The 19,158-nt window shown below is 70.6% G+C and carries 17 protein-coding genes; 11 read left to right on the forward strand and 6 right to left on the reverse strand.

Features of this window, described 5'->3' with window-relative positions; translation table 11 throughout:
• Nucleotides 1-49: 49 nt before the first annotated feature.
• Together ACFVX6_RS32340 and ACFVX6_RS32345 are read right to left on the reverse strand one after the other, a co-directional pair.
• The gene (locus ACFVX6_RS32340; RefSeq protein ID WP_389697525.1) at nucleotides 50-2,437 is read right to left on the reverse strand and encodes a (Fe-S)-binding protein; all 2,388 of its coding nucleotides are present in this window, start codon (nucleotides 2,435-2,437) and stop codon (nucleotides 50-52) included.
• Between the two features lie 153 nt (nucleotides 2,438-2,590).
• Complete coding sequence (locus ACFVX6_RS32345) at nucleotides 2,591-3,127, reverse strand: sugar transferase (RefSeq protein ID WP_389697527.1); 537 nt, start codon at nucleotides 3,125-3,127, stop codon at nucleotides 2,591-2,593.
• Nucleotides 3,128-3,311: 184 nt separating this feature from the next.
• Between ACFVX6_RS32345 and dnaK the strand changes: the two genes are divergently transcribed.
• Genes dnaK through ACFVX6_RS32365 form a run of 4 tightly spaced genes read left to right on the forward strand, consistent with a single transcriptional unit; the run spans nucleotide 3,312 to nucleotide 7,544 of the window.
• Nucleotides 3,312-5,162, forward strand: a complete 1,851-nt coding sequence (dnaK, locus tag ACFVX6_RS32350; RefSeq protein WP_389697529.1) for a molecular chaperone DnaK — start codon at nucleotides 3,312-3,314, stop codon at nucleotides 5,160-5,162.
• A complete protein-coding gene (gene grpE / locus ACFVX6_RS32355) occupies nucleotides 5,162-5,830 on the forward strand; it encodes a nucleotide exchange factor GrpE (protein ID WP_389697531.1) in 669 nt (222 codons plus the stop codon). Before dnaK ends, grpE begins: the two co-directional genes overlap by 1 nt.
• 57 nt (nucleotides 5,831-5,887) lie before the next feature.
• A complete protein-coding gene (dnaJ, locus tag ACFVX6_RS32360) occupies nucleotides 5,888-7,090 on the forward strand; it encodes a molecular chaperone DnaJ (RefSeq protein WP_389697533.1) in 1,203 nt (400 codons plus the stop codon).
• A 1-nt stretch (nucleotide 7,091) separates the two neighbouring features.
• Complete coding sequence (locus ACFVX6_RS32365) at nucleotides 7,092-7,544, forward strand: heat shock protein transcriptional repressor HspR (protein WP_389697535.1); 453 nt, start codon at nucleotides 7,092-7,094, stop codon at nucleotides 7,542-7,544.
• Between the two features lie 108 nt (nucleotides 7,545-7,652).
• On the opposite strand, the gene ACFVX6_RS32370 is transcribed toward ACFVX6_RS32365, so the two are convergent.
• The gene (locus tag ACFVX6_RS32370) at nucleotides 7,653-8,672 is read right to left on the reverse strand and encodes a helix-turn-helix transcriptional regulator (protein ID WP_389697537.1); all 1,020 of its coding nucleotides are present in this window, start codon (nucleotides 8,670-8,672) and stop codon (nucleotides 7,653-7,655) included.
• A 190-nt stretch (nucleotides 8,673-8,862) separates the two neighbouring features.
• Between ACFVX6_RS32370 and ACFVX6_RS32375 the strand changes: the two genes are divergently transcribed.
• Nucleotides 8,863-8,985, forward strand: a complete 123-nt coding sequence (locus tag ACFVX6_RS32375; protein WP_389697539.1) for a hypothetical protein — start codon at nucleotides 8,863-8,865, stop codon at nucleotides 8,983-8,985.
• Nucleotides 8,985-9,296 (forward strand): (2Fe-2S)-binding protein, encoded by a 312-nt coding sequence (locus ACFVX6_RS32380; RefSeq protein WP_250748726.1) that lies wholly within the window; start codon nucleotides 8,985-8,987, stop codon nucleotides 9,294-9,296. Before ACFVX6_RS32375 ends, ACFVX6_RS32380 begins: the two co-directional genes overlap by 1 nt.
• Before the next feature lie 179 nt (nucleotides 9,297-9,475).
• On the opposite strand, the gene ACFVX6_RS32385 is transcribed toward ACFVX6_RS32380, so the two are convergent.
• Nucleotides 9,476-9,922, reverse strand: coding sequence for a pyridoxamine 5'-phosphate oxidase family protein (locus tag ACFVX6_RS32385; protein WP_389697541.1), 447 nt, complete (start codon nucleotides 9,920-9,922; stop codon nucleotides 9,476-9,478).
• A 109-nt stretch (nucleotides 9,923-10,031) separates the two neighbouring features.
• On the opposite strand from ACFVX6_RS32385, the gene clpB reads away from it, so the two are divergent.
• Both clpB and ACFVX6_RS32395 read left to right on the forward strand, forming a co-directional pair.
• Entirely contained in the window at nucleotides 10,032-12,617 is a 2,586-nt protein-coding gene (clpB, locus tag ACFVX6_RS32390) for an ATP-dependent chaperone ClpB (protein WP_389697543.1), read from the forward strand.
• Between the two features lie 239 nt (nucleotides 12,618-12,856).
• Nucleotides 12,857-13,417, forward strand: coding sequence for a YbjN domain-containing protein (locus ACFVX6_RS32395; RefSeq protein ID WP_389697545.1), 561 nt, complete (start codon nucleotides 12,857-12,859; stop codon nucleotides 13,415-13,417).
• A gap of 40 nt (nucleotides 13,418-13,457) precedes the next feature.
• Here the strand turns inward: ACFVX6_RS32395 and ACFVX6_RS32400 are convergent, their stop codons facing one another.
• Nucleotides 13,458-14,645 (reverse strand): mannosyltransferase family protein, encoded by a 1,188-nt coding sequence (locus ACFVX6_RS32400; RefSeq protein WP_389697547.1) that lies wholly within the window; start codon nucleotides 14,643-14,645, stop codon nucleotides 13,458-13,460.
• Nucleotides 14,646-14,738: 93 nt separating this feature from the next.
• A complete protein-coding gene (locus tag ACFVX6_RS32405; protein WP_389697549.1) occupies nucleotides 14,739-15,923 on the reverse strand; it encodes a pyridoxal phosphate-dependent aminotransferase in 1,185 nt (394 codons plus the stop codon).
• A gap of 137 nt (nucleotides 15,924-16,060) precedes the next feature.
• Here ACFVX6_RS32405 and ACFVX6_RS32410 point away from each other — a divergent pair, with 137 nt between their 5' ends.
• The 3 genes from ACFVX6_RS32410 (at nucleotide 16,061) to ACFVX6_RS32420 (ending at nucleotide 19,092) form a co-directional block, all read left to right on the forward strand.
• The gene (locus tag ACFVX6_RS32410) at nucleotides 16,061-16,309 is read left to right on the forward strand and encodes a hypothetical protein (RefSeq protein ID WP_389697551.1); all 249 of its coding nucleotides are present in this window, start codon (nucleotides 16,061-16,063) and stop codon (nucleotides 16,307-16,309) included.
• Nucleotides 16,310-16,678: 369 nt separating this feature from the next.
• Nucleotides 16,679-17,272, forward strand: coding sequence for a DUF2617 family protein (locus ACFVX6_RS32415; RefSeq protein ID WP_389697553.1), 594 nt, complete (start codon nucleotides 16,679-16,681; stop codon nucleotides 17,270-17,272).
• Nucleotides 17,273-17,412: 140 nt separating this feature from the next.
• Nucleotides 17,413-19,092, forward strand: coding sequence for a polyamine aminopropyltransferase (locus ACFVX6_RS32420; protein ID WP_389697555.1), 1,680 nt, complete (start codon nucleotides 17,413-17,415; stop codon nucleotides 19,090-19,092).
• Nucleotides 19,093-19,158: the final 66 nt, after the last annotated feature.

Raw genomic sequence — 19,158 nt, forward strand, 5'->3', positions numbered from 1 at the left:
GCCCGCCCCCACAGGGGGCGGGCCGTTCCGGTGTTCGGTGCTGCGCGGGCTACTTCGCCTCGGCGTCGGTCTCCGGCTCCGCCGGGGCTTCCGCCACCTTCGGCTCGGGCGCCTCGGCCTTGGCCTCGGCCTTCGCCTCCGCCGGGGCTTCGGCAGGCGCCTTCGCCTTCGGCTCCGCGACGGGCTCCGCGACGGGCTCCGCCGCAGGCTCCGGCTCGACCACCGGATCCGGCGTCTTCACCGAGTCCAGCAGCAGCTGCGCCACGTCGACCACCGTGACGTGTTCCTTCGCCTGGCCGTCGTTCTTCTTGCCGTTCACCGAGTCGGTGAGCATGACGAGGCAGAAGGGGCAGGCGGTGGAGACGATGTCCGGGTTCAGGGACAGGGCCTCGTCGACGCGCTCGTTGTTGATGCGCTTGCCGATCCGCTCCTCCATCCACATCCGCGCGCCACCGGCGCCACAGCAGAAGCCCCGCTCCTTGTGGCGGTGCATCTCCTGCTGACGCAGACCCGGCACGGCCGACATGATCTCGCGCGGCGGCGTGTAGACCTTGTTGTGCCGGCCCAGGTAGCAGGGGTCGTGGTACGTGATCAGCCCGTCGACCGGGGTCACCGGCGTGAGGCGGCCCTCGTCGATCAGGTGCTGGAGCAGCTGCGTGTGGTGGATGACCTCGTACTCGCCGCCCAGCTGCGGGTACTCGTTCGCGATGGTGTTGAAGCAGTGCGGGCAGGTGGAGACGATGCGCTTCGCCGACTTCGGCTTCTTCGTCTCCGGGTCCTCGTCATCCTCGCCGAAGGCCATGTTCAGCATCGCGACGTTCTCCTGCGCGAGCTGCTGGAAGAGCGGCTCGTTGCCCAGGCGGCGCGGGGAGTCACCCGTGCACTTCTCGTCGCCGCCCATGATCGCGAACTTGACGCCCGCGATGTTCAGCAGCTCGGCGAAGGCCTTCGTGGTCTTCTTCGCCCGGTCCTCGAGTGCGCCGGCGCAGCCGACCCAGTACAGGTAGTCGAACTCTGAGAGGTCCTCCGCGTCCTTGCCGATGATCGGGACCTCGAAGTCCACCTCCTTGGTCCACTCGACGCGCTGCTTCTTCGCGAGGCCCCAGGGGTTGCCCTTCTTCTCCAGGTTCTTGAGCATCGTGCCCGCCTCCGACGGGAACGCGCTCTCGATCATCACCTGGTAGCGCCGCATGTCGACGATGTGGTCGATGTGCTCGATGTCCACCGGGCACTGCTCGACGCACGCACCGCAGCTCGTGCAGGACCACAGGACGTCGGGGTCGATGACCCCGTTCTCCTCGGCGGTGCCGATCAGCGGGCGCTCGGCCTCGGCGAGGGCCGCGGCCGGGACGTTCGCGAGCTGCTCCGGCGTCGCCTTCTCGTTGCCCTCCATGTCCTTGCCGCCGCCGGCCAGCAGGTACGGGGCCTTGGCGTGCGCGTGGTCGCGCAGCGACATGATCAGGAGCTTGGGGGAGAGGGGCTTGCCCGTGTTCCAGGCCGGGCACTGCGACTGGCAGCGACCGCACTCCGTACACGTGGAGAAGTCGAGGATGCCCTTCCACGAGAACTGCTCGACCTGCGAGACGCCGAAGACGTCGTCCTCGCCCGGGTCTTCGAAGTCGATGACCTTGCCGCCCGAGGTCATGGGCTGGAGGGCACCGAGCGCCGTCGCACCATCCGCGTTCCGCTTGAACCAGATGTTCGGGAAGCCGAGGAAGCGGTGCCAGGCGACACCCATGTTGGTGTTGAGCGAGACCACGATCATCCAGATCAGCGAGGTGCCGATCTTGATCATCGCGGTGAAGTAGATGGCGTTCTGCAGCGCGCCGAGCGACATGCCCTTGAACGCCAGCACCAGCGGGTACGAGACGAAGTACGCCGGCTCGTACGAGTCCACGTGGTGGATCGCGCCTTCGAGGCCGCGCAGGCACAGGATCGCGAGGCCGATGGTCAGGATGATGTACTCGACGAAGTACGCCTGCCAGGCCTTCGAGCCCGCGAAGCGCGACTTGCGGCCGGCCCGCGAGGGCAGCGAGGCAAGGCGGATGCCCATCAGGACGAGGATGCCGAGCACGGTCATCAGACCGATGAACTCGATGTAGAGCTCGAACGGCAGGAAGCCGCCGATGATCGGCAGCACCCAGTCGGCCTGGAAGAGCTGCCCGTACGCCTGCACCAGCGTCGGCGGCAGCGTCAGGAAGCCGATCGCGACGAACCAGTGCGCGAAGCCGACGAGGCCCCAGCGGTTCATCCGGCTGTGGCCGAGGAACTCCCGGGCAAGGGTGAGCGTTCGGGATTTCGGGTCGTCCGTACGGCTGCCTGCCGGCACGGGCTGTCCGAGCTTCACGAAGCGGTAGATCTGCGCCACGGCTCGGGCGAGCAGCGCAACGCCGACCACGGTCAGGACCAGCGACACGATGATCGCGGCGAGTTGCATGGGAGGGCTCCTCGGGCGGCACTTACTAAGCGGTAACTTATCCAGTCAAGGCTTGAGGTTACCCAGTCCCGACGCCGCAATGTAGCCGAGCGCGCGGTGATCTGCGTCGCTCGCCCCCGCCTCGGCCCCGCCTAGTCCCGCCCGGGCTCCGCCTCAGGGCCGTCCGTGCCGCCAGGCCGCCCGCGGGGTCTGCGCGAGGATCGCCAGGTCCATCCCCAGCCAGTGGTTCTCCACATAGTGCCGGTCGAGCAGGTCCATCTCCTCCCACGGCAGGTCCGAACGTGCGCTCACCTGCCACAGCCCGGTCATCCCGGGCCGTACGAGGAGCCGCTCCGGCCGGTCCGACAGGCCGTTCCCGGGGCGCGGCCCGACCAGCGACATCTCGCCCCGCACCACGTTGAGCAGCTGCGGCAGTCCGTCCAGCGCGCACCGCTCCAGCGCCGCCCCGGCCCGGCCCTTGCCGACGCGGAACCGCCATGCCCGGTAGGGCCGTCCGGCCAGGCCCGCCGCGGGCTCGCGCACGAGGACGCCCGCGCCCTGGGTCGCGTACAGCAGCCCGGCGGCCAGCAGCAGGGGGAGGAGGAGCACCCCGAGCAGGAGTGCCGCTCCGGCGAGGTCGAGCACCCGCTTGGCCGAGGGCCTGGCCGGCCATGGCACCGGCCGGGCGGGGAGGCGTAGCAGCAGAGGCATGCCTGCACCGTGCCGCAAGCCTCCGGCGGCGGGGTGGTGCCGCGCGGCCGTGGTGACCCGAATGGCGCTCCTGAGCGTAAGGGTGGCCTAAAGGTTGAGTCGCCTCGACTCACCTCTGTTGACACAGGCGGAGCGTTGGGGCACGCTTGAGTCTGTTCCACTCAAGTCAGCTGGAGGAATCAAAATGGCACGTGCGGTCGGCATCGACCTGGGCACCACTAACTCCGTCGTCAGCGTTCTGGAAGGCGGCGAGCCCACCGTCATCACCAACGCCGAGGGCGCCAGGACCACGCCGTCCGTCGTCGCCTTCGCCAAGAACGGCGAGGTCCTCGTCGGCGAGGTGGCCAAGCGCCAGGCGGTCACGAACGTGGACCGGACCATCCGCTCCGTCAAGCGCCACATGGGCACTGACTGGAAGATCAACCTGGATGGCAAGGACTTCAACCCGCAGCAGATGAGCGCCTTCATCCTGCAGAAGCTGAAGCGCGACGCCGAGGCGTACCTGGGCGAGAAGGTCACGGACGCGGTCATCACCGTCCCGGCCTACTTCAACGACTCCGAGCGCCAGGCGACGAAGGAGGCCGGCGAGATCGCGGGCCTGAACGTCCTGCGTATTGTCAACGAGCCGACGGCCGCCGCCCTGGCCTACGGTCTCGACAAGGACGACCAGACCATTCTCGTCTTCGACCTCGGTGGCGGCACCTTCGACGTGTCCCTCCTGGAGATCGGCGACGGCGTCGTCGAGGTGAAGGCCACCAACGGTGACAACCACCTCGGTGGCGACGACTGGGACCAGCGCGTCGTCGACTACCTGGTGAAGCAGTTCCAGAACGGTCACGGCGTCGACCTGGCCAAGGACAAGATGGCGCTCCAGCGCCTGCGCGAGGCCGCCGAGAAGGCGAAGATCGAGCTGTCCTCCTCCACGGAGACCTCGATCAACCTGCCCTACATCACGGCTTCCGCCGAGGGCCCGCTGCACCTGGACGAGAAGCTCACGCGCTCCCAGTTCCAGCAGCTGACCGCGGACCTGCTCGACCGCTGCAAGACCCCGTTCCACAACGTCATCAAGGACGCGGGCATCAACCTGTCCGAGATCGACCACGTGGTCCTGGTCGGCGGCTCCACCCGCATGCCGGCCGTCGCCGAGCTCGTCAAGGAGCTCACCGGCGGTCAGGACGCCAACAAGGGCGTCAACCCGGACGAGGTCGTCGCCATCGGCGCGACCCTCCAGGCGGGCGTTCTCAAGGGTGAGGTCAAGGACGTCCTGCTCCTCGACGTGACCCCGCTGTCCCTGGGTATCGAAACCAAGGGCGGCATCATGACCAAGCTCATCGAGCGCAACACCACGATCCCGACCAAGCGGTCCGAGATCTTCACGACGGCCGAGGACAACCAGCCGTCCGTGCAGATCCAGGTCTACCAGGGCGAGCGCGAGATCGCGGCGTACAACAAGAAGCTCGGCATGTTCGAGCTGACCGGCCTGCCGCCGGCTCCGCGTGGCGTCCCGCAGATCGAGGTCTCCTTCGACATCGACGCGAACGGCATCATGCACGTCACGGCCAAGGACCTTGGTACGGGCAAGGAGCAGAAGATGACCGTCACCGGCGGCTCTTCGCTCGGCAAGGACGAGGTCGACCGCATGCGCCAGGAGGCGGAGCAGTACGCGGACGAGGACCTGCGCCGCAAGGAAGCCGCCGAGTCCCGCAACCAGGGCGAGAGCCTCGTGTACCAGACGGAGAAGTTCGTCAAGGACAACGAGGACAAGGTTCCGGCCGACGTCAAGGAAGAGGTCGAGGCCTCCATCGCCGAGCTGAAGGAAAAGCTCAAGGGCGAGGACGCTGCCGAGATCCGCACCGCGACCGAGAAGCTCGGTGCCGTCAGCCAGAAGCTCGGCCAGGCGATCTACGCCGACGCCCAGGGCGCCCAGGCCGCCGGTGGCGCGCCGACCGGTGACGCCGGCCAGGCCGACGCCAACGACGACGTGGTCGACGCCGAGATCGTCGACGACGAGAAGCCGAAGGGTGGCGCTGCCTGATGTCGGAGGAGACCCCGGGCTTCGACGAGAAGCCCGAAGTCCCCGCCGACGGCACGCCTGACGACGACGCCGCCGAGCCGAAGGCCGCAGCTTCCTCCAAGGAGGAGGCCGCGGCCCCGGCCGGGGACTCCGCAGCAGCACCGGATGTCGCTCTCCTGGCCCAGCTGGACCAGGCCCGTACCGCGCTCGGCGAGCGCACCGCGGACCTCCAGCGGCTCCAGGCGGAGTACCAGAACTACCGCCGCCGGGTGGAGCGGGACAGGATCGCCGTCAAGGAGATCGCGGTCGCGTCCCTCCTGACGGAGCTGCTCCCGACCCTGGACGACATCGGCCGGGCGCGGGAACATGGCGAGCTGGTCGGCGGCTTCAAGTCGGTGGCCGAATCGCTGGAGACCGCCGCGGCCAAGATGGGCCTGCAGCAGTTCGGCAAGGAGGGCGAGCCCTTCGACCCGACGATCCACGAGGCCCTGATGCACTCGTACGCGCCGGACGTCACCGAGGACACCTGCGTGGCGATCCTGCAGCCGGGCTACCGGATCGGCGAGCGTACGATCCGTCCCGCGCGGGTCGCGGTGGCCGAGCCCCAGCCGGGCGCGGCGCCGAAGTCCGAGGCGGCAGAGGCCGATGCCCCGTCGGACAAGGACGCGGATGCCCCCGACAAGGGCTGAAGTTGAACACGTAGGACACGTAGGACAAGAAGTGGCGCGAGAGGAGGGACACCGGGGATGAGCACGAAGGACTTCGTCGAGAAGGACTACTACAAGGTCCTCGGTGTCCCGAAGGACGCCACCGAGGCCGAGATCAAGAAGGCGTACCGGAAACTCGCCCGCGAGTTCCACCCGGACGCCAACAAGGGCGACGCCTCGGCCGAGGAGCGCTTCAAGGAGATCTCCGAGGCGAACGACATCCTCGGCGACCCGAAGAAGCGCAAGGAGTACGACGAGGCCCGCGCCCTGTTCGGGAACGGTACGTTGTTCAATCAGGGGGGGCGCCCCGGTCCCGGCGGGGGCGGCGGCTCGTTCAACTTCGACCTCGGCGACCTCTTCGGAGGCCAGCAGCAGGGCGGCGCGGGCGGCGGCTTCGGCGGCGGCGGCCTGGGCGACGTCTTCGGCGGCCTGTTCAACCGCGGCGGCGCCGGCGCAGGTGCGGGGACCCGTACCCAGCCGCGCCGCGGCCAGGACATCGAGTCGGAGGTCACCCTCTCCTTCACGGAGGCGGTGGACGGGGCCACGGTCCCGCTCCGGATGTCCTCGCAGGCGCCCTGCAAGGCCTGTTCGGGCACCGGCGACAAGAACGGCACGCCCCGCGTGTGCCCGACCTGCGTCGGCACCGGCCAGGTGTCCCGCGGCAGCGGCGGCGGCTTCTCGCTGACCGATCCCTGCGCGGACTGCAAGGGCCGCGGCCTCATCGCCGAGACCCCGTGCGACATCTGCAAGGGCAGCGGGCGGGCCCGCAGTTCCCGGACCATGCAGGTCCGGATCCCGGCGGGGGTCTCCGACTCCCAGCGGATCCGGCTGCGCGGCAAGGGGGCTCCGGGCGAGCGCGGCGGCCCGGCCGGTGACCTGTACGTGGTCGTGCACGTGGACGCGCACCCGGTCTTCGGCCGCAAGGACGACAACCTCACGGTGACCGTTCCGGTGACCTTCGCGGAGGCGGCGCTCGGAGCCGACATCAAGGTCCCGACCTTGAACGGCCCCTCGGTGACGCTGAAGCTGCCCCCGGGCACCCCGGGCGGCCGCACGATGCGGGCTCGCGGCAAGGGAGCGGTCCGCAAGGACGGCACCCGCGGCGACCTGCTGGTGACGGTGGAGGTCGCCGTCCCGACCGAGCTGAACGACAAGGCCCGCGAGGCCATGGAGCTGTACCGCGAGGCGACGGAGTCCGAGGACCCGCGCTCCGCGCTGTTCGAGTCCGCGAAGGGAGCATGACATGGACGGCCGCCGTAGGAGCCACTACCAGCTCACCGATGAGACCCCGGTCTACGTGATCTCGGTGGCCGCCCAGCTCTCGGGCCTGCATCCGCAGACCCTGCGCCAGTACGACCGTCTCGGCCTGGTCTCCCCGGGCCGTACGGCCGGGCGCGGCCGGCGCTACTCGGCCCGTGACATCGAACTGCTCCGCACGGTGCAGGCGCTGTCCCAGGAAGAGGGCATCAACCTGGCCGGCATCAAGCGGATCATCGAGCTGGAGAACCAGGTCGCCGCGCTCCAGCAGCGCGTCGCCGAGCTCTCGAGCGCCGTGGACGGCGCCGCCGCCGTGCTCCAGCAGCGCGAGGCCCAGGTGCACGCCTCGTACCGGCGCGACCTGGTCCCGTACCAGCCTCCGCAGCCGGGCAGCGCCCTGGTCGTCTGGCGGCCGGCGCCCAAGCGCCCGATGGACTGAGCGCGCCCGTACGGACGCGAAGCGAAGGCCCCGCCCGGTTTCACCGGGCGGGGCCTTCCGCATCTGCCACCGGCGCGCTGAGGGCCTCTGGGGGCCCCTGCGCGGCCTTCAGAGGCGGCGCTCCGGGTCCTCCAGGATCCCCGACCGGGCGATGAGGAAGCCGAGCTGCGCCCGGCTGCCGCTGCCCAGGGAAGCCGCCAGCTTGGCGATGTGGGCGCGGCAGGTCCGTACGTTCATCCCCAGCCGGCGCGCGATGGCCTCGTCCACGTGTCCCTCGATGAGGAGTTGGGCGATGGAGCGCTGCACGCCGGAGATGCCGCCGGGGGTGTGCTGGTACGTCACCTCCGCCGACAGCGGCACGGCGCGGTGCCACAGCTGCTCGAAGACCTTGATGAGGTAGTCGACCAGTCCGGGGTGGCGCAGTTCCAGGGCCGTCCTGCGGTCGTCGCTCGTGGGGATGAAGGCCACCGTGCGGTCGAAGATCATGAGACGCTCCATGAGCTCTTCGAGCGTGCGGATCTCGACCTTCCCCGCGGAGATCCGGTCCACGTAGGCGAGCGTGCCCTGACTGTGCCGCACGGTGTGCTGGTAGAGCGTGCGTATGCGCACCCCTCGGTTGACGAGGGGAGCGGCGCGCTCCAGCGCCTCCGTGAGGACCGATGTGGACCGCGCGCCGCCCGGCTGTACGGTCAGCACCTCGGTCCGGCACTCCGCGGTGGCCTGGTCGAGGGCGGTGTGGATCTGGTCGAAACCCTCCAGCACGGTGATGGCGTGGGTGTTCGCGGGGTTCTGGGCGCTGATGGTCAGAAACGGCTCGAATGCGTCGGTGAGATCGATGGTGTCCCGGCGCCGGTCCTGAATCTCCCGCTCGAGCGGATGGAGCCGCTGGGCGAGTGCGACGGACGGGGGAACCGCGCGGAGCTGGTTCGCGTCATCGGGGTCGGGCCGCAGTAGAGCGAATTCGAGCAGGCAGGGGGCGTTCTCGACCTCGCTGCGGGTCACCCGGCCGGTGCTCAGCGCGGCCGTGTAGAGACGCGTCCCCTCGGCGCACATGGACGTGACGGGGTGGGGATGTGTCGGCTTTGTGTTGTTTCTGGGCAAATCTCCACCCCCCAGGGTCCTGAACATGCAAGAACATGATGCATCGTCCCTGTGGCAGCGACGTGCCCGAATAAGCCATCGTCTGACACGCGGGGGAGAAGATTTCCATCAAGTGAGGACGAAGCCGACCATGTACAAGAGAATGCTTCGCTCGGTACTTGCCATTGGGTTCTCCGCCGCTGCGGTCTTTGGGGCAGTCAACGCCTTCGGTGGGGACGTGGGGGGTACCGACGCGCCCGCCGTGTCGATAGGCAAGCCCGACTTGGGCTGGGACTCGACACCCAACGACTTGGGCTGGGACTCGACCACCGCGTCGACCAACGACCTCGGCTGGGACTGATGACGCCCGACGATCACGGCTTCCGCCGTGAAATGGCATCGGCATACCGCTCCGGCTGGCAGTTCATCGATCTCACCAGCGCCATTCCTTACGTCGGTGACTCGCTGAAGGTCACCTTGTTCGGCCAGCCGATCATCGTGGTGCGGGAAGAGGACGAGGACGTCCGTGCCTACCGCTGTCTGCGCCGCCCCCGAGGCGCACCGCAGCCCGTCCGCTGCGAGATCCGGTACGGCATGGTCTTCGTCAATCTGGACCAGCGTGATCACCAACTTTTCGAGCCCGAATCCGCCGCCACCCCCCGCAGTGCCTGAAGCGATTCCCCTGTCGTCGCAGATCGCTCAGGCACTACCCCCACACAGCGACGCCATCGTGGACCTGACCACGATGGCGTCGCTGTGATGCCCGTGTCCAGTGGTTGAACGAGACAACGGCATGAGGCTGAACCGGACACCGTCGGACTCGGTGCGGCCGGCCATGCGCGCTATGCGCGCTACGCGCGCCCCATGGCCCGGTCCAGGCTGATCTCCACGACCACCCGGTCCGGGTTCGGCGAGGGCATCCGCCCGTACCGCTCCGCGTAGCGCCGGACCGCCTCCGCGACCGCGGCCTCGTCCGTACGGACCACCGCGCGGCCCTCCAGGGTCGCCCAGCGCCGCCCCTCCAGCTGGCACACCGCCACCCGGGCCCCGCCCTGCGGGCCGCCCTGCGACGCCAGCACGTTGCGGACCTTCTTGCTGTTCTTGTTGCTGATCACCCGTGCCAGCCCGGCCTCGGGGTCGTAGGTCACGCCCACCGGGACCACGTGCGGGCTGCCGTCGGGGCGATGGGTGGTCAGCGTGCAGATGTGCCGCTCTTGCCAGAAGGCGAGGTACTCCGGCGTCGGGTTGAGTACGTCATGGGTGGTGCGGGCCGTGCCGGCCGGGCTGGGAGTCGACATGCGCGAAGGGTACGTCCCTCCACCTTGAGTGGAATAGACTCAACTTTGTGCAGGTTACTCATGTAAAGCACACGCAGTGGGGAAACGAAGCAGGAAGGGAGAGCCGCCCGTGGATGCGGAGCTGACCAACAGGAGCCGGGACGCGCTGAACGCGGCCACGACCAGGGCCGTCAAGGACGGGCACGCGGACCTGACGCCCGCGCACCTGCTGCTGGCGCTGCTCGCCGGCGAAGACAACGAGAACATCACCGACCTGCTCGCCGCGACCGACGCCGACCAGGCCGCCGTACGCGCCGGAGCGGACCGGCTGCTCGCCGCCCTGCCCAGCGTCACGGGCTCCACGGTCGCGCCCCCGCAGCCCACCCGCGAGCTGCTCGCCGTACTGGCCGAGGCCGATGCGCAGGCCGGGAAGCTCGGCGACGAGTACCTCTCCACCGAACACCTGCTCATCGCGATCGCCGCCAAGGGCGGCGCGGCCGGTGAGCTCCTTTCCGGACAGGGCGCGACCGCGAAGAAGCTGCGCGAGGCCTTCGAGAACGCAAGAGGAGGGCGGCGGGTGACCACCCCCGACCCCGAGGGCCAGTACAAGGCCCTGGAGAAGTTCGGCACCGATTTCACGGCGGCCGCCCGCGAGGGCAAGCTCGACCCGGTCATCGGCCGCGACCACGAGATCCGCCGCGTCGTCCAGGTGCTCTCGCGCCGTACGAAGAACAACCCGGTGCTCATCGGCGAGCCCGGCGTCGGCAAGACCGCCGTCGTCGAGGGCCTGGCCCAGCGCATCGTCAAGGGCGACGTCCCGGAGTCCCTGAAGAACAAGCGGCTGGTCTCCCTGGACCTCGGCGCGATGGTGGCCGGCGCCAAGTACCGCGGCGAGTTCGAGGAGCGCCTCAAGACCGTCCTCGCGGAGATCAAGTCCAGCGACGGCCAGATCATCACCTTCATCGACGAGCTGCACACCGTCGTCGGCGCGGGCGCCGGCGGGGACTCCTCCATGGACGCGGGCAACATGCTCAAGCCCATGCTGGCCCGCGGCGAGCTGCGCATGGTCGGCGCGACCACGCTCGACGAGTACCGCGAGCGGATCGAGAAGGACCCGGCGCTGGAGCGGCGCTTCCAGCAGGTGCTGGTGGCGGAGCCGAGCGTCGAGGACACCATCGCGATCCTGCGCGGGCTCAAGGGCCGCTACGAGGCCCACCACAAGGTCGTCATCAACGACAGCGCGCTCGTCGCCGCGGCCACCCTCTCCGACCGCTACATCACCTCCCGCTTCCTCCCCGACAAGGCCATCGACCTCGTCGACGAGTCCATGTCCCGGCTCCGCATGGAGATCGACTCCTCCCCGCTGGAGATCGACGAGCTCCAGCGCTCGGTCGACCGCCTGCGCATGGAGGAGCTGGCCCTGAACAACGAGTCCGACCCGGCCTCGCGCGAACGCCTCGACAAGATCCGCAAGGACCTCGCGGACAAGGAGGAGGACCTGCGGGGCCTCACCGCCCGCTGGGAGAAGGAGAAGCAGTCCCTCAACCGGGTCGGCGAGCTCAAGGAGCGCCTGGACGACCTGCGCGGCCAGGCCGAGCGCGCCCAGCGCGACGGGGACTTCGACACCGCCTCCAAGCTCCTCTACGGAGAGATCCCGGCCCTGGAGCACGAGCTCGCGGAGGCCACCGAGGCCGAGGCCGAGGTTTCCAAAGACACGATGGTCAAGGACGAGGTAGGCCCCGACGACATCGCCGACGTGGTCGGCGCCTGGACGGGCATCCCGGCCGGCCGCCTCCTGGAGGGCGAGACCCAGAAGCTGCTCCGCATGGAGGAGGAGCTGGGCCGCCGCCTGATCGGCCAGGGCGAGGCCGTGCGCGCCGTCTCCGACGCCGTGCGCCGCACCCGCGCGGGCATCGCGGACCCGGACCGGCCGACCGGCTCGTTCCTCTTCCTCGGGCCGACGGGCGTGGGCAAGACGGAGCTGGCAAAGGCCCTGGCGGACTTCCTCTTCGACGACGAGCGGGCCATGATCCGCATCGACATGTCGGAGTACGGCGAGAAGCACAGCGTGGCCCGGCTCGTCGGCGCCCCGCCCGGATACGTGGGCTACGAGGAGGGCGGCCAGCTGACGGAGGCCGTCCGCCGTCGCCCGTACAGCGTCGTGCTCCTGGACGAGGTCGAGAAGGCCCACCCCGAGGTCTTCGACGTCCTGCTCCAGGTCCTCGACGACGGCCGCCTCACGGACGGCCAGGGCCGCACCGTGGACTTCCGCAACACCATCCTGATCCTGACCTCGAACCTGGGAAGTCAGTTCCTGATGGATCCGTCCACAGCTGTGGACGAGAAGAAGGCCCGGGTCCTGGACGTGGTGCGGGCCACCTTCAAGCCAGAGTTCCTCAACCGCCTCGACGACCTGGTGGTCTTCTCCGCCCTGAGCGGGGCCGAGCTGGCCCACATCGCCGAGCTCCAGATCGGCCGCCTCGCCAAGCGGCTCGCCGAACGCCGGCTGATCCTGGACGTCACGCCCGAGGCCCTGGCCTGGCTGGCGGACAAGGGCAACGACCCGGCGTACGGCGCCCGCCCCCTGCGCCGCCTGATCCAGACGGCCATCGGCGACCGCCTGGCCAAGGAGATCCTCGCGGGCGAGGTCCGCGACGGCGACACCGTCCGGGTGTCCGTGGCGGGCGACGGCCTGCTGGTGGGCAAAGCGCTGTAGCGACCCCGCGGTAACAAGGCGCTATGCGACTCCGCGGTACAAGGCGCTATGCGACTCCGCGGTAACAAGGCGCTGCAATCCGGCGCAATACCGCCTCAGCCGGGCCCCGGAATGCCCGGGGCCCGGCTTACCCGGGCCCTACTCCTGTCCGCCCTGCGCGGATCAGGACCTTCCGGGGTGGACACGGGGTGGGCGCGATGGGGGAGGATGGCCGCATCCGCACGAAGGGAAGTCACACGGTGAGCATCGACCCGGCCTCGATTCCGAACTTCGGAGGGCAGCAGCCCGATCCGCAGGCCACTGGACCGGCGGGCCCCGTCGTCCCCGACCAGGATCTGGTCAAGCAGCTCCTGGAGCAGATGGAGCTCAAGTACGTCGTCGACGACGAGGGTGACCTCGCGGCGCCGTGGGAGGACTTCCGCACGTACTTCATGTTCCGCGGCGAGGACGAGCAGCAGGTCTTCTCCGTGCGGACGTTCTACGACCGCCCGCACAAGATCGAAGAGAAGGCTCAGCTCCTCGAGTCCATCGACGACTGGAACCGCCGCACGCTGTGGCCCAAGGTCTACAGCCACACGCACGACGACGGCTCCGTCCGCCTGATCGGCGAGGCGCAGATGCTGATCGGCACCGGCGTGAACCTGGAGCACTTCGTGTCCTCCACGGTCAGCTGGGTCCGCGCGTCGATCGAGTTCGACAAGTGGCTCGTCGAGCAGTTCGGCCTGGAGAAGGAAGTCGACTCCGCCGACAAGAAGGACGACGGCGAGACCGGCGAGAACGGCGACAGCGAGACCAACTAGGTCTTCGCGGTCCCGCTCCTCGCGGTCCGCGTCCGACCCCTCAGGGCGCCACCCCGGACGCGAGCAGCAGGTACGGCCCGTATCCGTACGAGAGCCCGGCCAGCACCCCGGTCACCACGACCGCGGTGCGCGGCCGGGCTTTCGCCATGAGGGCCGCCACCGGCAGCAGCAGCGGGAACGCGGGCAGCAGGAAGCGCGGCTTCGATTCGAAGAAACCCGCGCCGCCGTAGGTCATCACCAGCAGCACGCCCGTGTACACGAGCAGCGGCAGCGGGATCCGCCGGTCGGCCGCCAGCAGCCCGGCGAGCACCAGCGCGGCCGTCAGCAGGACCACCGTCACCGTCGTGGCGAGTTCCACCTGCCCGATGCCGGACAGCGCGTGCCGCGCGGAGCGCAGCGCCCCCGCGCCGAAGTCGAAGCGCGAGCCCCAGCCGCTCTGGACGGCGAAGTAGCCGCCGAGCGGATCCCCCCGGCGCACGCCGACGAGCAGGACGTACGAGGCCCAGCCCGCGGGAGCGGCCAGCCCGGCCGCCCACACCGCCGCGGGCGCGCGGCCCCGCCGCCGGCAGATCTCGTACGCGACGGCCACCGTCACGGCTGCGGCGACCGCGATCCCGGTGGGCCGGGTCAGCCCCGCGAGCACGGCAAGCCCCGCCGCCCACCCCCAGCGGCCGCGCAGCAGGGCGTACAGGGCCCAGGCGGCGAAGGCGGCCAGCAGGGGCTCGGTGTAGGCGAGGGTCAGCATGAGGGCGTGCGGCAGCGCGGCCCACAGCGCGACGAGCAGCACCCCGGCGCGGGCCCCGAGCAGGTGCTCCCCGACCCGGTACACCCCCACGGCGGCCGCGCCCGCCGCGATCCAGGCGACGGCCAGCGCGGCGACGGTCAGGGGGCCGGGCAGCACGGCGGAGGCGCAGCGGATCAGGACGGGGTAGAGCGGGAAGAACGCGGAGTCGCTCTGCACGGATCCGATGCCGGGATAGATCTGGGTCCGCCCGTAGCCGTGCTCGGCGATCCGCAGGTACCAGACGGAGTCCCAGGACTCCCCGAGCACCCGTAGGGGGCTGCGCCCGGTCCACCAGGCCGCCACGGCGACCGCCAGCACCCCGACCCCGCGCACGGCCGCGTACACCCCGAGCGCCAGGACGGCGCCCGGGAGGCGGCGGACCCGGCCGGCCCGGCCGGGGCGCCGCGCGGGCCGTGTGCCGTTCGACAGGGTGTGCGTCGCCATGCGTCCCGACTTTCTGGGGGGCTCCCGGTCGGAGTCGCCACGATGGCCAAACCCTACGACGACAGGGCCGCCGAGCCCCTCGGGATCGACCTCTCAGAGCCGCCGCAGCCGCTCCACCGCCTCCTCCAGGACGTCGGTGCGCTTGCAGAAGGCCCAGCGGACGTGGGTGGCTCCGGCGGCCTTGTCGTCGTAGAACACCTGGTTCGGGATGGCCACCACCCCGCAGCGTTCCGGCAGGGCCCGGCAGAAGGCGAGGCCGTCGTGCTCGCCGAGGGGGGAGATGTCGGTGGTGACGAAGTAGGTGCCCTGCGGGCGGAAGACCTCGAAGCCGGCCGCCGCGAGGCCGTCGGAGAGGAGGTCGCGCTTGGCGGCCAGGTCCGCGCGGAAGGAGTCGTAGTACGCGTCGGGCAGGGCGAGGGCCTCGGCGATCGCGTACTGGAAGGGGCCCGAGGACACGTACGTCAGGAACTGCTTCGCCGAGCGGACCGCCGTGACCAGCTCGGGCGTGCCCGTCACCCAGCCGACCTTCCAGCCCGTGAAGGAGAAGCTCTTGCCGGCGGAGGAGATCGTGACGGTGCGCTCGCGCATGCCCGGCAGGCTCGCCAGCGGGGTGTGGGCGCCCTCGAACACCAGGTGCTCGTACACCTCGTCCGTGATGACCAGCAGGTCGCGGGAGACGGCCAGCTCCGCGACCGCGGCCAGCTCGGCGGGGGTCAGGACGGTGCCCGTCGGATTGTGCGGGGTGTTCAGGAGCAGGAGGCGGGTGCGCGGAGTGACCGCCGCGCGCAGTGCGTCCACGTCGAGGCGGAAGTCGGGGGCGCGCAGGGTCAGCGGCACCCGGACGGCTCCGGCCATCGCGATGCAGGCGGCGTAGGAGTCGTAGAAGGGCTCCAGGGCGATGACTTCGTCGCCCGGCTCCAGTAGGGCCAGGAGCGAGGCGGCGATGGCCTCGGTGGCCCCGGCGGTGACGAGCACCTCGGTGTCCGGGTCGTAGGCCAGGCCGTAGAAGCGCTGCTGGTGGGCGGCGATCGCCGTACGCAGCTCCGGAACGCCGGGGCCCGGCGGGTACTGGTTGCCCCGGCCGTCGCGGATCGCGCGCGCCGCCGCCTCGGCGATCTCGGCGGGGCCGTCGGTGTCGGGGAAGCCCTGGCCGAGGTTGATCGCTCCCGTGGCGGTGGCCAGGGCGGACATCTCCGCGAAGATCGTGGTGCCGAAGGCCGCCAGCTTGCGGTTGAGGAAGGGGCGGGCCGGGCCGTTGCTGCGTTCGGGATCGCTCATGGGCGCAATCCTGCGGGGAAGCTCTGGACTTGCTCAAGTGTGCTTTGGGCCGCGTAGGGCGCGGGCATCCCCCCAGCACGCGGGACGAAGGGGATCCCGCACCCCGGGGAACCGGGGGAGCAGAGAGGGGTCGGGGGATGATCCTCGGAATAGTGATCTTCGTGGTGGTGGTCGTGGTGATCGTCGCGCTGGCGGTCAAGGCCGGCGGCGGGGGCGGCGGGGGCCGGGGCGGCGGCAGCGGGGCCGTGGGCTGGTGGGCCGGGAGCGGCTCCGCAGGGTCCTCCTCCTCGTGCGGCTCCTCCTCGTCCAGCTGCGGCTCGTCCTCGTCCAGCTGTGGTTCCTCGTCCTCGTCCTGCGGCGGCGGCGGAGGATGCGGTTCCAGCTGACACGGGGCAGCATGGATCCATGGCTTCCGACGCCGGACCACCTTCGTACCGCGTCCCGCATGCGTGAGGCGCCCGTCGGGCACAACTTCCGTCGGGCGTCTTCTTGTTCGGACGTCACGGCCGCGCATTACGGCGTACGGGCGGCATGCTGTTGAACACGTGAACTGTGTAGCCCCCGAGGGGATGTAAACCACTGCAACTTGGGTAAAAACGCTGTGAGTGCCGTGCCTTTCATGATTCCCTCGGTTGAGTAGACCAGTCCTCGGACCTCCCTGGACTTCCTGTGGACCCGTGCCGGTGTCCCCCCACCCGTTGACTACCGCTGGCGGGCCCCGGCCCATCTCCCTCGCGCGTTTGCGGAGCCGACTCATGCTCACGACCCTCCAGACCACCTATACCGACACGCGTGCCGCCGATCTCGCCTGGGCCCTGGGTCGGGAGCGGCTGCCCGCCCTGGCCGTACTGAACCTCGAACTGGGTGGCGCGAAAGTGGAGTTGCGCCTGCTCGGGGCTTCCCACCAGGTGCTCCTGGAGGAGGGCGACGTGCTCTGCTCCGAGACCGTCGCCTGTATGCCCGGCAGCAGCACCCCGCTTCCGCTCGGCGTGGCCAAGCGCGTCGGCGACTGGGAGTACGAGTTCGCCGCGCGGGTCGAGAACCTCTCGCGCGGCTCCTTCGCCGGGCGGGCGCAAGAGCTGCTCGCGCTGGTCGCGGACCACCCGAACGGGCTCGCCGGCACCTTTCCCGGCAGCCCGCACGCCTTCACCGCCATGCTCGCGCAGCGATACGAGGGTCAGGTGCGGTGGCGGACCTGGCACGCGTACCCGCAGGAAGGGCAGTTGGTGGCGACGCGCACCCGGGTCGGCGTGCGGACGTCCGGTCCGGCGGCGGCGCCGGGCGGGGGCGCGAGGGCAGCCGTCGCCGCGCCCGCCGAGGCGCCCGTGGAGTCGCCGGTGCTGATCTAGCCGCCGGCGCAGACCGGGAGGCATCGGGGTCGCGGGGTCGCGGAGTTGCCGGGTGGTTACGCCAACTGCCCTAACCAGTGCGCCACTTACACCCATGTGGGTGACCGGATGCGAGCAGGCAGTGACGTACGGTTCGCTTCATGATCGACCGTTCCACCCCGCGCGGGGTGCTTCGCACCCGGTGGCGCCGCCTCCCGGCTCCGGAGTCGCGCGGTGTGGCCCGCGTCCCGGCCGCCCTGCCCGTACGGCCCAGGACCGGCCGACTCCTGGTCCTGGCCACCGTGTTCGTCTGCGCCGCCTGCGGGCTCGTATACGAACTGGAGCTGCTCGCCCTCGGCTCGTACCTCATCGGCGACTCCGTCACCCAGGCGTCGGTCGTGCTGTCCGTCATGGTCTTCGCCATGGGCGTCGGATCCCTGCTGGCCAAGGCCCTGCGCGCCCGGCCCGCCTTCGGCTTCGCCCTCGTGGAAGCGGGCCTCGCCCTGCTCGGCGGGCTCTCCGCCATAGCGCTCTACGCCAGCTTCGCCTGGCTGGGGGAGTCCCGGACCGCACTGGTCGCCTTCTCCTTCACCATCGGCGTCCTCATCGGCGCCGAGATCCCGCTCCTGATGGTCCTCATCCAGCGCATCCGCAGACAGGACGCGGGCGGCGCCGTCGCCGACCTGTTCGCCGCCGACTACGTCGGCGCCCTCGTCGGCGGCCTCGCCTTCCCCTTCCTGCTGCTGCCCGTCCTCGGCCAGCTCACCGGCGCCATGCTCACCGGCACCGTCAACGTCGTCGCCGGCGGCGGCCTCGTCCTGTGGCTGTTCCGTCGGGACCTGAGCCGCCGCGCCCGCTGGCTGCTCGTCGCCGTCAACATCACCGTCCTCACCGTCCTGGGGTGCGCCACCGTCCTCGCCGACGACTTCGAACGCGTCGCCCGCCGCGCCGTCTACGGCGGCGAGGTGCGCGTCGCCGTCCAGACCGGCGTGCAGGAACTCGTCCTCACCGGTCCCCCGAACGGCTCACCGCGCTCCCTCGACCTCTTCCTCGACGGCCGCCTGCGGGTCAGCGGCTACGACGAGTACCGCTACCACGAGGCCCTCGTGCACCCCGCGATGACCGGCCCGCACACCCGCGTCCTGGTCCTCGGCGGCGGCGACGGCCTCGCCGCCCGCGAGGTGCTGCGCTACCGCGACGTCGCCTCCGTCACCGTCGTCGAGCTCGACCCGGGAGTCGTGCGGCTCGCCCGGACCGACCCGATGCTCTCCGAGCTGAACGGGCGGGCGTACGAGGACCCGCGCCTCGGCGTCGTCACCGCGGACGCCTTCCGCTGGCTGCGCGCACCCGCCGCCCGGGCCCGCTTCGACGTCATCGTCTCGGACCTGCCCGACCCCGGGATCACCCCCAGCACGAAGCTGTACTCGCAGGAGTTCTACGGGCTGGCAGCGCGGGCCCTGCGCCCCGGCGGGCGGCTCGCCGTCCACGCGGGGCCCCCCGGCACCAGGCCCCGTACCTACTGGACCGTCGAGGCCACCCTGCGCGCGGCCGGCCTGGGCACCGCCCCCTACAGCGCGGGCGGCCGCCTCTCGGGCTTCGCCGCCGGCCCCGACCGGGCGCTCGGCGCGGGCTCCGGCTCAGCCGCCGCCGCGAAGCTCCCGCAGGACTGGGGCTTCGTCCTGGCGGCCCGCGAGGGCGCGCCCCGGCTGCGGGTGGACCGGGAGACGCCCGTCCTGCGGTCCCTGTCCACGCAGTCCCTCGCCGACGCGGCCCGGGACACGGAGCGCACCCGGGTGGCGGGGCTTCCTCCGTCGACGCTGCCGCACCCGAGGTACTCGTAGCCGGAGCCGGGGCACTCGTGGCCGGGGTACTCGTGGCCGGGCTGCCGCGTCGGTAGGCTCGTCCGC

Source organism: Streptomyces sp. NPDC058289, assembly GCF_042880975.1.
GTDB classification, from domain to species: domain Bacteria; phylum Actinomycetota; class Actinomycetes; order Streptomycetales; family Streptomycetaceae; genus Streptomyces; species Streptomyces stoeckheimensis.